Source organism: Enterobacter sp. Tr-810 (genome assembly GCF_011752765.1).
In the GTDB taxonomy this organism is placed as follows: domain Bacteria; phylum Pseudomonadota; class Gammaproteobacteria; order Enterobacterales; family Enterobacteriaceae; genus Enterobacter; species Enterobacter soli.
Window position 1 is genome coordinate 96,480 of sequence record NZ_VWWW01000010.1, and the last position, 12,791, is coordinate 109,270.

Below are 12,791 nucleotides of genomic sequence, written 5' to 3' on the forward strand. Positions count from 1 at the left end.
AGGTGACGTGTATGCAACGAGGGATAGTCTGGGTAGTCGATGACGATAGCTCCATCCGTTGGGTGCTTGAACGCGCACTCACGGGAGCGGGATTAAGCTGCACGACGTTTGAGAGCGGTAGCGATGTGCTTGATGCACTCACCACCAAAACCCCGGATGTTTTGCTGTCAGATATTCGGATGCCTGGCATGGACGGGCTGGCGCTCTTAAAGCAGATCAAACAACGCCACCCAATGCTTCCGGTCATCATAATGACTGCCCACTCCGATCTGGATGCCGCCGTCAGCGCGTACCAGCAAGGGGCATTCGATTATCTGCCAAAACCTTTTGATATTGACGAAGCGGTCGCTCTGGTTGAGCGCGCCATCAGCCACTACCAGGAGCAGCAACAGCCCCGCAACGCGCCCGTTTTTGGCCCGACGACGGACATCATTGGCGAAGCGCCTGCCATGCAGGATGTTTTTCGCATTATCGGTCGCCTGTCTCGCTCTTCCATCAGCGTATTGATTAACGGTGAATCGGGAACCGGTAAAGAGCTGGTCGCCCATGCGTTACACCGGCATAGCCCGCGGGCGAAAGCGCCGTTTATCGCCCTGAATATGGCGGCGATCCCGAAGGATTTGATTGAGTCAGAGCTGTTCGGCCATGAAAAAGGGGCCTTTACCGGCGCGAACACCATTCGCCAGGGTCGCTTTGAACAGGCCGACGGCGGGACACTTTTCCTGGATGAAATCGGCGATATGCCGCTGGATGTTCAGACCCGCCTGCTTCGCGTGCTGGCTGACGGGCAGTTCTACCGCGTAGGGGGTTATGCTCCCGTAAAAGTAGACGTGCGTATTATTGCCGCCACGCACCAGAACCTGGAGCAGCGCGTTCAGGAAGGCAAATTCCGTGAAGACTTGTTCCATCGTCTGAACGTGATCCGCGTTCACCTGCCGCCGCTGCGCGAGCGTCGCGAGGATATTCCTCGTCTGGCACGCCACTTCCTCCAGGTTGCTGCACGTGAGCTGGGTGTGGAGGCTAAACAGCTCCACCCGGAAACCGATGCCGCCCTCACCCGCCTGGCCTGGCCGGGTAACGTGCGTCAGCTTGAAAATACCTGTCGCTGGTTGACGGTCATGGCCGCCGGCCAGGAAGTACTGATTCAGGATTTACCGGGTGAGCTGTTCGAAGCCACCGCCCCGGAAAGCAGCACCGGACACGCGCTGCCAGACAGCTGGGCAACACTTCTGGCGCAATGGGCAGACCGCGCGCTTCGATCCGGTCATCAAAACTTGCTATCAGAGGCTCAGCCAGAGATGGAGCGCACGCTGTTAACCACTGCACTTCGTCATACTCAGGGCCATAAACAGGAAGCGGCTCGTTTACTGGGATGGGGACGCAATACCCTGACACGTAAGCTGAAAGAGCTGGGAATGGAGTGATTTTTACCGTTGTGTAAAAATGACTAATTGAGCGCAAATTGCTGTTATTTTGCGCTTTACTGTTCCGATGAGTTTTGTATGATCGTGCCCGGAAAATGGGGGGGATCATCATGCTGGAATCATTAGTGAATTTGCTCTCGAGCGGAGCAGCCGAAAGCCACACGCCGCAAACCGCCGTTGCTGCGGTATTGTGTGCGGCGCTGGTTGGGCTGTTTAGCTAGCGGGTTTGCACGTAAAAGCCGGGTGGCGGCTATGCCTTACCCGGCCTACCTTTCAACGCAATGCTGTGCGTATTAAATCACCCGCGAGAACTGTTGCAGACGCGCCTTCTGACGCAGGTACGCGTCGAAGCACATGCAAATATTACGAATCAGCAAACGCCCTTTAGGCGTGACCTCAATGGCACTCTCCGAGACATCCACCAGCCCATCTTTCGCCAGCGGCGCAATCAGCTTCAGGTCTTCCGCAAAATATTCGTTAAACACCAGATCCCACTGCGCTTCTGTCGCACTGAAATCGAGGCGGAAATTACAGATAAGCGCCTTAATCACATCACGGCGAATACAGTCATCCCGCGTTAACGCGATACCGCGCCACAGCGCATTACCCGTGTCATCGACCTGCTGATAGTACTGCTTTAACTCTTTCTGGTTCTGCGCGTAGCAATCACCAATCATGCTGATGGCTGAAACGCCCATCCCCAGTAAATCGGTATCGCCCTGGGTGGTGTAGCCCTGGAAGTTGCGGTGCAACACGCCTTCACGCTGTGCAATCGCCAGCTCATCGTCCGGGCGGGCAAAGTGATCCATACCAATAAACTGATAACCGGTATCGGTCAGCGAAGTGATGGTTTCCTGCAAAATATCCAGCTTCTGCTGGGCGGAAGGCAGATCCGCATCCTTGATTTTGCGCTGCGCAGCGAACAACGTCGGCAGGTGCGCATAGTTAAAGACGCTAAGGCGATCGGGATTGAGCTCGGCCACACGCTTCAGCGTAAAGGCGAAGCTTTCCGGCGTCTGTTTTGGCAGGCCATAAATCAGGTCAATGTTGGTCGACGTAAAGCCGATTTCACGCGCATGGTTCAGCAAGGCAAAGATAAAGTCTTCATCCTGCTCACGGTTCACCAGACGCTGCACTTCTTTGTTGAAATCCTGCACGCCCATACTCAGGCGATTGAAACCTTCAGCGCGTAAGTGATCCAGTACATCCAGCTCAATTTCACGCGGATCGACTTCGATCGAGATTTCAGCGTCATCGTTAAAACTGAAGTTGCCGCGCAGCAACGTCATCAAACGGCTGATTTGCGCTTTGTTGAGATAGGTTGGTGTACCGCCGCCCCAGTGCAGCTGGCTGACGTGGCGTCCAGCAAAGAGAGGCGCACGATGCAGGATTTCCTGTTCGAGCGCATCCAGGTATTGATCGGCCTTGTGCTGCTGGCGGGTAACAATTTTATTGCAGCCGCAGAAGTAGCAGAGCTTATGGCAGAACGGAATATGGACGTAGAGCGAAAGCGGGCGCTCAGGATAGCGCGCGACGGCCTGAAGAAATTCAGGTTCGCCGAAGGTATCGGTAAACTCCAGCGCGGTTGGGTATGACGTATAACGTGGCCCGGAATAGTTATATTTCTGGATTAGGGCCAAATCCCAGTCGATAGATGGTACAGACATGCTCACTCCTTCCGTTGGTGTCGCGTTCGTATACGGCGGCCCGTTCTGGCCCCATTGCGGGCCATCATTCGGGTGCGCAGCCACTTATGTCGCCGCGACAACCGCCGTAGTTTAACGAATAACCACACCAGATAACATATAACCGGAAGGGTTATAAGCAGGACTATCGTACCTGCCGGGTGCAAATGTTAGTTTCCACCCTTCAGAAGACGCATCATATCTTCCTGCTTCTCTTCTTCTTCTTCGTCATCTTCATCGTCGTAAGACAGACCAAGTTTCTGCATCAGCTCATCGATACGATCCAGTTTGGCATCAACCCAGGACTGCTCTTCAGCGGTCAGGGCTTCTCCCTCTTCAAGACGTTCCAGCAACGCGTCCAGGCGCTCATCGTTCTCCAGCATATCCAGCTCAGCCTGCGGTGAAAGCATAGGTTTCTCGCTCTTTGGTTTGTGCTGCTTAGTGACCGGGGTGTCTGTCACGCCCAGTTGAATGGGAGTTTTACTGCCGATACGCGGATCTTTCTGCTGCTTGTTTTTCGCAGAAGAAGACGATGCACCGCTACCGCTCGCACGGCTACCCGCAGCGTGACCACGATGCTTTTTATCGCGTTTGCGGTCGCGCGCTTCCTGGTTCAATTCTTCGCGCGTTTTACGGCGTGCTTTTGCAGGACGTTTAGCGCCTGCTGCGGAGGTCGGTTTTTTCATGGTGTATTGTCTTTAAGCCGTTTTCATCAGTATAGAATTGCGGCGAAATCTAGCAGAAAGCAAGCAAAGAAAAAAGGCGACAGAGCAATCTGTCGCCTTTTTTCCTGACTCACAACCCTTAACGGGTCAGACATTCCATGTTTGCCAACAACAAACCCTGTTTATCCTTTGGCTGATACCGTCCGTGATACGGTTCCCTTTCCTGTTTTAAACGCCTCCAGGCGCTCGTCATCCTGACAATCCTGAGTCTTCGCCTCCTGGCGCTCCTGACCCTTATCCTTAAGTCGTTATCCTGTTGGCATCCTCGCCTTGCCGCACACTTTACCTTGTTCCATTAAACTAACAAGCAACAGAAAGGTACAAAAGTGGATTTTAAGAAAATTACCTATATTTAACTTTATGATTTTAAATAGTTTGTATTTTTTAACACCTGCGATTTCTCTGAGATCTCCCATAGCATTTATGGCAGATTTCCTACACGTGTTGTAGTTATGGCCTACAGGGTTATCACGATGAGAAAAGCCTTTTGCCCGCATTCAGGTATAATCCCCCACAGATTACGATTTTTGGAGACGACCACGTGACTACCTGGAACTACCAACAGACGCATTTTGTCACCAGTGCGCCTGATATTCGCCACTTACCTTCTGATACAGGTATTGAAGTGGCATTTGCTGGCCGCTCCAATGCGGGGAAATCCAGCGCCCTGAATGCGCTGACCAATCAGAAAAGCCTGGCGCGTACGTCAAAAACGCCTGGCCGTACTCAGTTGATTAACCTGTTTGAAGTGGCAGACGGCAAACGTCTGGTCGACTTGCCAGGCTATGGTTATGCGCAAGTACCGGAAGAGATGAAGATCAAATGGCAACGCGCGCTGGGTGAATACCTGGAAAAACGCCAGTGCCTGAAAGGTCTTGTGGTACTGATGGATATTCGCCATCCACTGAAAGACCTCGATCAGCAAATGATCGACTGGGCTGTAGCGAGTGAAATTGCAGTGCTCGTGCTGCTGACGAAAGCCGACAAACTGGCGAGCGGCGCACGTAAAGCACAGGTGAACATGGTTCGCGAAGCGGTGCTGGCGTTTAATGGCGATGTGCAGGTTGAGCCATTCTCCTCGCTGAAAAAGCAGGGTGTCGACAAACTGCGTCAGAAGCTTGATAGCTGGTTCAACGAGCTGGAGCCCACGACAGAAGCGGAAGAAGAATAATAAAGCGCGCGGCAATGTCCGCGCTTTTTTTTGCCCGTAATTTTCTTTGGCGCAATAAAAAACGCCCCAGTCATTACTGACTGGGGCGGCTAAAATATTCAGCCAAATCCGATTACGTGAAGTAAAAGGTCTGAAAGATAGAACATCTTACCTCTGTACCCTACGTCTTTAACTCTACTCTTTTTTTAGCGATCGAAAAAGCACTTTTCGTAGTTTTTTTTCATTCTTTACATAGGGAATTCTAATGATCATCACAAAACGCACCTGGTTATGTTGCTAAGTTACATAAAAAGCGCGTTATTCGCCTGACCCTTAGTGAGCTTGATCCCAGTTTTCCCCACTCCCCACTTCCACCAGCAATGGCACATCCAGCTTCATGCTGCTTTCCATCAGTTCGTGGATCTTTTTCGAGACAGCGGCAAGGTCATCTTTATGCACTTCGAACACCAGTTCATCGTGCACCTGCATGATCATACGCACACGCGGTTTCTCGTGTTCCAGCCAGGCATCAACGGCAATCATTGCACGTTTAATGATGTCAGCCGCTGTACCTTGCATTGGGGCATTGATCGCTGCACGCTCTGCTCCGGCACGGCGGGCTGCATTGCTGGATTTGATGTCCGGCAGATAAAGACGACGGCCTTCCAGCGTTTCAACGTAGCCTTTCTCTTTCGCCTGGGCGCGGGTACGCTCCATATAGTCCAGCACACCCGGGTAACGCTCAAAGTAGAGATCCATATACTTCTGCGACTCTTTACGCGGAATGTTGAGCTGACGTGAAAGCCCGAATGCGCTCATGCCATAAATCAGACCGAAGTTGATCGCTTTTGCACTACGGCGCTGCTCGTTGGTCACGCTTTCCAGCGGCAGGCCAAACACCTCTGCTGCGGTAGCGCGGTGGATATCCTTGCCTTCGGCAAACGCAGTCAGCAAACCTTTGTCACGCGACAGATGCGCCATAATACGCAGTTCAATTTGCGAGTAGTCCGCAGAGACAATCAGGTAATCATCCGGGGCGATAAACGCCTGGCGGATACGACGCCCCTCTTCATTACGAACCGGGATGTTTTGCAGGTTTGGATCGGTCGATGACAGTCGTCCGGTCGCCGCAACCGCCTGGTGGTAGGAGGTATGCACGCGTCCAGTTTTCGGGTTAATCATCAGTGGCAGCTTATCGGTATAGGTCGATTTAAGCTTCGCAAGCCCACGATACTCGAGGATCACTTTTGGCAACGGATAATCCAGCGCCAGCTCCTCAAGCACTTCTTCAGAGGTCGATGGTGCGCCGCCAGGGGTTTTCTTCAATGGCTTGATACCCTGTTTTTCAAACAGGATCGTTTGCAGTTGTTTAGGCGATGACAGGTTAAACGCCTCGCCGGCCAGCTCATGCGCTTTTTGCTCAAGCTCGGTCAGACGTTGCGCCAGCTCACCCGAGTGGTTATGCAGCACCGTTGGGTCAATTTTCACGCCGTTGCGTTCAATACGGGACAACACCGGTACCAGCGGCATTTCGATATGCTGGAATACGTTCAGCGGGCCTTCGTTCTTCTGGAGCTTTGGCCACATCTTCAGATGCAGTTGCAGCGTTACGTCGGCATCTTCTGCCGCATAGCGGCCTGCTTCTTCCAGCGCAATCTGGTTAAAGGTCAGCTGATTTTTACCCTTCCCGGCAATCTCTTCAAAGGTAATGGTTTTGTGCTTCAGCCAGCGATCGGACAAGGAGTCCATATCATGACGGCCTGCAACGCTATCCAGAATGTAGGATTCCAGCATGGTGTCGAAGGCGATACCGCGCAGCTCAATACCGTAGTTTTGCAGGATGCCACGGTCATATTTGAGGTTTTGCCCCACCTTAAGGGCTTTTTCGTCTTCAAGGAGAGGTTTGAGCAATTCCAGCACGCGCTCACGAGGAATTTGATCCGGTGCGTCCAGGTAGTCATGCGCCACAGGGACATACGCCGCCAGACCCGGCTCCGTTGCAAACGAGAGACCCACCATATTGGCTGAGATGTTGTCGAGGCTGTCCGTCTCAGTATCGAACGCGAAGACCGGAGCCTTCTTCAGCTTTTCAATCCATGCAATTAACTGTGCTTCTTCAAGCAGGGTTTCATAGTGTTCAGAAGACAGGGCGTTCACCAGCTCTTCTTCCACTTCAACCTCAACCTCGATGGTTTCTTTTGGTTTTGCCGCAGGTTTAGCACCCTTCGCCTGCATCCATTTGCCTGCTTCTACGTCTGTCGTCCAGCGTTTGAATTCGTATTTTTTAAACAGGCTGAGCAGAGCGTCCGCTGACGGTTGCTGCACTTCAAGTTGCTCGCAGCCCAGCTCCAGCTCAACATCAGTTTTGATGGTTGCCAGTTTATAAGAGAGGTAAGCCAGATCTTTATTTTGCTCAAGCTTAGCCGCCATCGTCTTCGCGCCGCGGAATGTCAGGCTCGCGATTTTATCTGATTCACCGTAAAGCGTGTCCAGCCCGCCAAGCCCCTGCAGCAACGCCTGAGCCGTCTTTTCACCCACACCCGGTACGCCCGGAATGTTATCGGAGGAGTCGCCCATTAAGGCGAGGAAATCGATGATCAACTCTGGTGGCACACCGTATTTGGTGACCACTTCTTCCGGCCCCAGAATGGTGTTCGTCATGGTGTTAATCAGGGTGATCCCTGGGGTCACCAGCTGCGCCATATCTTTATCGCCGGTGCTGATAAGCACAGGACGGCCCAGTTTTTCGGCTTCACGCGCCAACGTACCGATAACGTCATCAGCCTCTACCCCGGACACCGCCAGCAGCGGCAGACCCATCGCTTTCACCATTGTGTGCAGCGGCTCTATTTGTGCGCGCAGATCGTCAGGCATTGGCGGACGATGAGACTTGTAGTCTTCGAATAATTCATCACGGAAGGTTTTCCCCTTCGCATCAAAAACAACGGCCGCATGGGTTGGTTGATACTGAAGGATCAGGCTGCGCAGCATGTTTAACACGCCGTACATCGCGCCGGTAGGCTCTCCTGCACTATTGGTCAGAGGAGGAAACGCATGATACGCCCGATACAGGTAAGAAGAGCCGTCGACGAGAATAAGAGGGTTTTCTGGGATCTGAACCATAATGTCCGTGCCTTTAATCAATTTATGGGTAAAGGATGCCACAGAAGGATGAAAACATCAGTTTTTAGCGCCGATTACAGAAAAAGATTTTGCGATCGTGAGGATCGCTCGCAAATTTCAATCTGTGGATAAGTTTGTGCATATTTTTGCTTCATATGAATAAGAGCCATAAAAATTATATACGGCATTCTATTTTTATTTTTAATATCAGTTAGTTGATTATTGATCCGAGATCTCTGGTGTCAACTGATGACAATTTACTCCATGTGGATATAAGCCTTGCCATTCCCACCATCATAGTGAAATCGTCTGCGGTTGCGTAAAAGCCTCAGGCTCGCGGTATGAAAGCGCCATTATTCTGTCTGTTTTCTGGTAAAATCAGCGCCCAGCGCCGAAAACCGGCCGCACCTTACAGCTAACTATCTGAAAAAGCTCATTATGTTGAGATTACTCGCTGCGATAACATTATTGTTAAGCATCATTTTAACTATTCTGGTTACCATCGCCTGTTCTGTGCCGATTATTGTCGCCGGAATAATTAAACTGCTGTTGCCTGTTCCCGCTGTCTGGCGAGCGGTTTCTGCATTTTGTAACTTTATGATGTACTGTTGGTGTGAAGGTTTGGCCATACTGCTCTACCTGAACCCGCGCCTGAAGTGGGATGTCGAAGGCCTGGAAAGGCTGAACAAAAAGAACTGGTATTTGCTGATCTGTAATCACCATAGCTGGGCAGATATCGTGGTTTTATGCGTGTTGTTCCGCAAACATATCCCGATGAACAAATACTTCCTGAAACAGCAACTGGCCTGGGTGCCTTTTATTGGTCTGGCCTGCTGGGCGCTGGATATGCCGTTTATGAAGCGCTATTCGCGCAGCTATCTGATCCGCCATCCTGAACGCCGCGGTAAAGATGTCGAAACAACGCGTCGCTCATGCGAAAAGTTTCGGTCACATCCAACTACCATCGTTAACTTTGTTGAAGGCTCGCGTTTTACAGAAGATAAACGCCAGCAAACGCGATCACCTTATCAGAACTTATTACCACCGAAGGCCGCAGGTATTGCGATGGCGCTTAACGTATTAGGGGAACAGTTCGATAAGCTGCTTAACGTCACCTTATGCTACCCGGAAAACGATAAGACGCCATTCTACGATATGCTCAGCGGCAAGCTGACGCGAATCGTTGTGCGAGTCGATCTGGTGCCTGTGGATGCAGAGTTGCATGGTGATTACGTTAACGATAAGAATTTCAAACGTCGTTTCCAGCTTTGGCTCAACACGCTCTGGAAAGATAAAGACGAGCAGATAAACAACATAAAATCTTCATACAAAAACGCCGGTCAGTGACCGGCGTTTTTTTTCTTACTTCTTCTCAACCAGATATTTCACGGTATCAGCATACTGTTGTACGAAGATATCCATGCTGCTGGTGTCCATGCCCTGCATGTTCAGCTGGTATTTGCCGTTAACATACATCGCCGGAACACCCTGCAATTGCAGGTCGGCTGCGGCTTTCTCTTGCTGAGCAACCAGAGATTTCACCACGAAGCTGTTCCAGGCCGCGTCATAATCTTCACCCTTCACACCTGCATCAACAAATACCTTACGGATATCGGCAGTGGTTTGTACGGTCTGGGTTTTCTGTACCGCTTCAAACATTGGGGAGGAGATCTTGTCTTCCACACCCAGGGCAATGGCAACCGCCCACGCCTGAGTCAGGTCTTTGCCCAATGGGCCCAGAAACTCAACGTGGTACTTGGTCATTTTGGTGCCTTCTGGCAGCTTTTTCTTCACGTTGTCAGAAACATGCAGCACCTGCTCAAACTCATAGCAGTGCGGGCAATAAAACGAGAAGAATTCCAGAACCTGTGGCTCGCCAGCAACTGGCTTATCGAGCGTGATGAACTGCTTGCCGTCGGTAAACTGAGCAGCAGAAGCGCTAAATGCCAGAATCATACCTGCCAGCGCCAGCCAAATTTTTTTCATGATCAACTTTCTCCTGGGTGTGTCTAATTAATACATCGGCGTTAATTGCAGAGGGGGTTCCTGAAGAACCTTAACCTGCTCGGTAAATGTGGATATCTGGTTGCGCCAGTAATCCTCCCCGGTAAGCCACGGGAAATTTCGGGGAAATGCGGGGTCATCCCAACGCCTGATTAACCATGCGAGATAATAAACAAAACGCATCGCACGTAAAGGCTCAATCAAGGCAATTTCGTCTGAATTAAAGGGGCTAAACTCTTCATAAGCTTCAATGATGGTTTCAAGCTGCATACGCTGCTCGGCTTTGTCTCCGTTGAGCAGCATCCACAGATCCTGAACGGCAGGCCCCATTCGGGCATCGTCCAGGTCAACAAACAGTGGGCCATCACGCCAGAGAATATTACCGGCATGGCAATCCCCATGCAGACGAAGCACTGGAATATCGTCGCGCCAGCATGACGTCACCGCATCGATAAGTTTATCCGTCGCAGCGAGAAAATTATCTTTCAGCATTGCCGGAATAAGCGCTGACGATTCGAATACCTGACGCGGCGCCAGAAGATATTCCTGAATGCTCATTGTCGGGCGAGCAATAAACGGTTTTTTACGGCCAGTCTGATGGATTCGCCCAAGATAACGCGCCACCCATTCCATTTGATCGATATTATCGGCTTCGAACTGGCGGCCACCCAGGCTGGGAAATACAGCAAAGTAGAATCCCTGGTGGATGAGCAACGTCTGGTTATTGAATTTCAGTGGTGCGGCAACAGGGACATCGTCCTCCAGCAGATCGTGGGCAAACTGATGTTCTTCCTGAATTTGTTCCGCTGACCAGCGCTCGGGACGATAGAATTTAACGACAAAACGCTGCCGATCCTCGTCCTGAAATTGATAGACGCGGTTTTCGTAGCTATTTAAGGGAGTTAACCCGGAATCCACCCGAATACCCTGCTCAAAGAGGGCATCCATAATGGTATCCGGGTGCAATGTCTGGAAAGTAAAAGCCTGGTCGTTCATCCGATCATCCGGAAAATATACGAATGATTCAGGATATCATCTTGTGGCGATTTCGGAGTCGGCGCTTACAAGCTTTTACTCTTTAATTACGCCACGTGCGCGCAGTAATGCGGTTTTAAAATCTTCCTCATAATCTTTCTGAATACCCGGAATAACAGCATCTTTTGCGGAGTCGCGCATTTTAAGGTGATAGATCAGGATGTCATCAGAAAGGTCCGTCAATTCACCGTCATAACCTGACTCTTTCGCCAGTTTCTGCAAAAATTGCATCAGATTCAGCTCTGGCTCTTTTTGCCAGGCCGGCTGGAGGAGTTCAATAACTTCATTCAGACGTTTACATTTCATGGTGGTGCTCCTTTCATTTAGAAAGACACGTTAGCAGGGTCAATCCCACAATAAAAGAGGCGATATTCGTGAATCGACATCAGGAAATTACCGGAGTCGTTCTGGCAGGTGGAAGAGCAACGCGCATGGGAGGGAAAGATAAGGGGCTTGAGGCGCTAAACGGTAAGCCTTTATGGAAACATGTCGCCGATACCCTGTCAGGCCAGGTGGAATCAATCGCCATTAGCGCTAACCGCAATATTGATATTTATCAGCGCAGTGGGTTTACCGTCTATCAGGATAACCTTGCGGATTACCCGGGCCCTCTGGCTGGAATGCTCTCGGTGATGCAGCAATCCCAGGGGGAGTGGTTTCTCTTTTGCTCTTGCGATACGCCTTTTATTCCGTCTTGCCTGGTTGAGCGCATGGCGATGCAACGAGGCGAATCACCCGTTGTCTGGGTGCATGATGGTGAACGAGATCATCCGACAATTGCATTAATTAACAAAACGTTAGTCCCTGACCTGCAAACGTATCTTGCGGCGGGAGAACGGCGGGTGATGGTATTTATGCGCCAGTCTGGCGGGCATTCAGTTGATTTTAGCGATCTGAAGTCGGCGTTTATCAATGTGAATACAACGGAAGATCTACAGATGATGCAGGTGAAACAATGACACTGGTTTTAGCCATTTCAGCATGGAGTGGAACAGGTAAAACCACACTCCTGAAAAAACTGATACCCGCTCTTTGCGACAAAGGGATCCGCCCGGGATTAATCAAACATACTCATCACAATATGGACGTAGATAAACCCGGCAAAGACAGCTACGAACTTCGCAAAGCAGGTGCAGCGCAGACGATGGTGGCCAGTAGCCAGCGCTGGGCATTAATGACAGAAACGCCTGATGAAGCACCGCTGGATCTCGCTTATCTGGTCAGTCGGATGGATCATTCGTTGCTGGATTTGGTCCTGGTAGAAGGATTTAAGCATGAAGCCGTGCCGAAAATACTGCTTTTCAGACGCGACGCGGGGCACGATATCGCTGAATTAACGCTTGATGAACATGTTATTGCAGTGGCCAGCGATATCGGGTTAGACCTGCCTGTACCTGTGCTGGATTTGAATGATGTGGATGGGATTGCAGAGTTTATTGTGGCGTGGAGTGCGATCTGACTTGCAAAAGCGGTAGTTCAGAAACGCAAAAAGGCCATCCTTGCGGATGGCCTCTTCACTTATTTGATGCCTGGCAGTTCCCTACTCTCACATGGGGAGACCCCACACTACCATCGGCGCTACGGCGTTTCACTTCTGAGTTCGGCATGGGGTCAGGTGGGACCACCGCGCTAAAGCCGCCAGGCA

General features: G+C 51.0%; 12 protein-coding genes and 1 rRNA gene. 6 read left to right on the forward strand and 7 right to left on the reverse strand.

From position 1 onward, the window contains the following. Window positions 1-11 precede the first annotated feature (11 nt). Entirely contained in the window at window positions 12-1,424 is a 1,413-nt protein-coding gene (gene glnG / locus F3J30_RS21585; protein ID WP_014072408.1) for a nitrogen regulation protein NR(I), read from the forward strand. 110 nt (window positions 1,425-1,534) lie between these two features. Beyond that, window positions 1,535-1,645, forward strand: a complete 111-nt coding sequence (locus F3J30_RS21590; protein ID WP_125358805.1) for a YshB family small membrane protein — start codon at window positions 1,535-1,537, stop codon at window positions 1,643-1,645. 72 nt (window positions 1,646-1,717) lie between these two features. On the opposite strand, the gene hemN is transcribed toward F3J30_RS21590, so the two are convergent. Continuing rightward, window positions 1,718-3,091, reverse strand: coding sequence for an oxygen-independent coproporphyrinogen III oxidase (gene hemN, locus F3J30_RS21595; RefSeq protein WP_166718530.1), 1,374 nt, complete (start codon window positions 3,089-3,091; stop codon window positions 1,718-1,720). A gap of 188 nt (window positions 3,092-3,279) precedes the next feature. After that, window positions 3,280-3,795 (reverse strand): Der GTPase-activating protein YihI, encoded by a 516-nt coding sequence (yihI, locus tag F3J30_RS21600; RefSeq protein ID WP_014072411.1) that lies wholly within the window; start codon window positions 3,793-3,795, stop codon window positions 3,280-3,282. Window positions 3,796-4,375: 580 nt separating this feature from the next. Between yihI and yihA the strand changes: the two genes are divergently transcribed. Continuing rightward, a complete protein-coding gene (gene yihA / locus F3J30_RS21605; RefSeq protein ID WP_166718531.1) occupies window positions 4,376-5,005 on the forward strand; it encodes a ribosome biogenesis GTP-binding protein YihA/YsxC in 630 nt (209 codons plus the stop codon). Between the two features lie 312 nt (window positions 5,006-5,317). Here yihA and polA read toward each other — a convergent pair whose 3' ends face one another. Next, a complete protein-coding gene (gene polA, locus F3J30_RS21610) occupies window positions 5,318-8,107 on the reverse strand; it encodes a DNA polymerase I (protein ID WP_166718532.1) in 2,790 nt (929 codons plus the stop codon). Window positions 8,108-8,545: 438 nt separating this feature from the next. Here polA and F3J30_RS21615 point away from each other — a divergent pair, with 438 nt between their 5' ends. After that, the gene (locus F3J30_RS21615; RefSeq protein ID WP_166718533.1) at window positions 8,546-9,454 is read left to right on the forward strand and encodes an acyltransferase; all 909 of its coding nucleotides are present in this window, start codon (window positions 8,546-8,548) and stop codon (window positions 9,452-9,454) included. 15 nt (window positions 9,455-9,469) lie between these two features. On the opposite strand, the gene dsbA is transcribed toward F3J30_RS21615, so the two are convergent. The 3 genes from dsbA to F3J30_RS21630 all read right to left on the reverse strand — a co-directional run bounded on the left by dsbA (window position 9,470) and on the right by F3J30_RS21630 (window position 11,452). Continuing rightward, window positions 9,470-10,093, reverse strand: a complete 624-nt coding sequence (gene dsbA / locus F3J30_RS21620) for a thiol:disulfide interchange protein DsbA (protein ID WP_166718534.1) — start codon at window positions 10,091-10,093, stop codon at window positions 9,470-9,472. A gap of 27 nt (window positions 10,094-10,120) precedes the next feature. Then, complete coding sequence (locus F3J30_RS21625; protein ID WP_166718535.1) at window positions 10,121-11,107, reverse strand: serine/threonine protein kinase; 987 nt, start codon at window positions 11,105-11,107, stop codon at window positions 10,121-10,123. A 75-nt stretch (window positions 11,108-11,182) separates the two neighbouring features. Further along, the gene (locus F3J30_RS21630; protein WP_014072418.1) at window positions 11,183-11,452 is read right to left on the reverse strand and encodes a YihD family protein; all 270 of its coding nucleotides are present in this window, start codon (window positions 11,450-11,452) and stop codon (window positions 11,183-11,185) included. Window positions 11,453-11,520: 68 nt separating this feature from the next. Between F3J30_RS21630 and mobA the strand changes: the two genes are divergently transcribed. Both mobA and mobB read left to right on the forward strand, forming a co-directional pair. Continuing rightward, a complete protein-coding gene (gene mobA, locus F3J30_RS21635) occupies window positions 11,521-12,105 on the forward strand; it encodes a molybdenum cofactor guanylyltransferase MobA (RefSeq protein WP_166718536.1) in 585 nt (194 codons plus the stop codon). Next, on the forward strand, window positions 12,102-12,605 hold the full coding sequence (mobB, locus tag F3J30_RS21640; RefSeq protein WP_166718537.1) for a molybdopterin-guanine dinucleotide biosynthesis protein MobB: 504 nt from the start codon (window positions 12,102-12,104) through the stop codon (window positions 12,603-12,605). The genes mobA and mobB overlap by 4 nt, the downstream gene beginning before the upstream one ends. Window positions 12,606-12,673: 68 nt before the next feature. On the opposite strand, the gene rrf is transcribed toward mobB, so the two are convergent. Beyond that, window positions 12,674-12,789 (reverse strand): 5S ribosomal RNA (gene rrf / locus F3J30_RS21645). Between the last annotated feature and the right edge of the window lie 2 nt (window positions 12,790-12,791).

Bases quoted from the DNA above. Each gene is read 5' to 3' on its own strand.
- glnG (WP_014072408.1), top strand. From the start codon at position 12: ATGCAACGAGGGATAGTCTGGGTAGTCGATGACGATAGCTCCATCCGT.
- F3J30_RS21590 (WP_125358805.1), top strand. From the start codon at position 1,535: ATGCTGGAATCATTAGTGAATTTGCTCTCGAGCGGAGCAGCCGAAAGC.
- hemN (WP_166718530.1), bottom strand. From the start codon at position 3,091: ATGTCTGTACCATCTATCGACTGGGATTTGGCCCTAATCCAGAAATAT.
- yihI (WP_014072411.1), bottom strand. From the start codon at position 3,795: ATGAAAAAACCGACCTCCGCAGCAGGCGCTAAACGTCCTGCAAAAGCA.
- polA (WP_166718532.1), bottom strand. From the start codon at position 8,107: ATGGTTCAGATCCCAGAAAACCCTCTTATTCTCGTCGACGGCTCTTCT.
- F3J30_RS21615 (WP_166718533.1), top strand. From the start codon at position 8,546: ATGTTGAGATTACTCGCTGCGATAACATTATTGTTAAGCATCATTTTA.
- dsbA (WP_166718534.1), bottom strand. From the start codon at position 10,093: ATGAAAAAAATTTGGCTGGCGCTGGCAGGTATGATTCTGGCATTTAGC.
- F3J30_RS21625 (WP_166718535.1), bottom strand. From the start codon at position 11,107: ATGAACGACCAGGCTTTTACTTTCCAGACATTGCACCCGGATACCATT.
- F3J30_RS21630 (WP_014072418.1), bottom strand. From the start codon at position 11,452: ATGAAATGTAAACGTCTGAATGAAGTTATTGAACTCCTCCAGCCGGCC.
- mobB (WP_166718537.1), top strand. From the start codon at position 12,102: ATGACACTGGTTTTAGCCATTTCAGCATGGAGTGGAACAGGTAAAACC.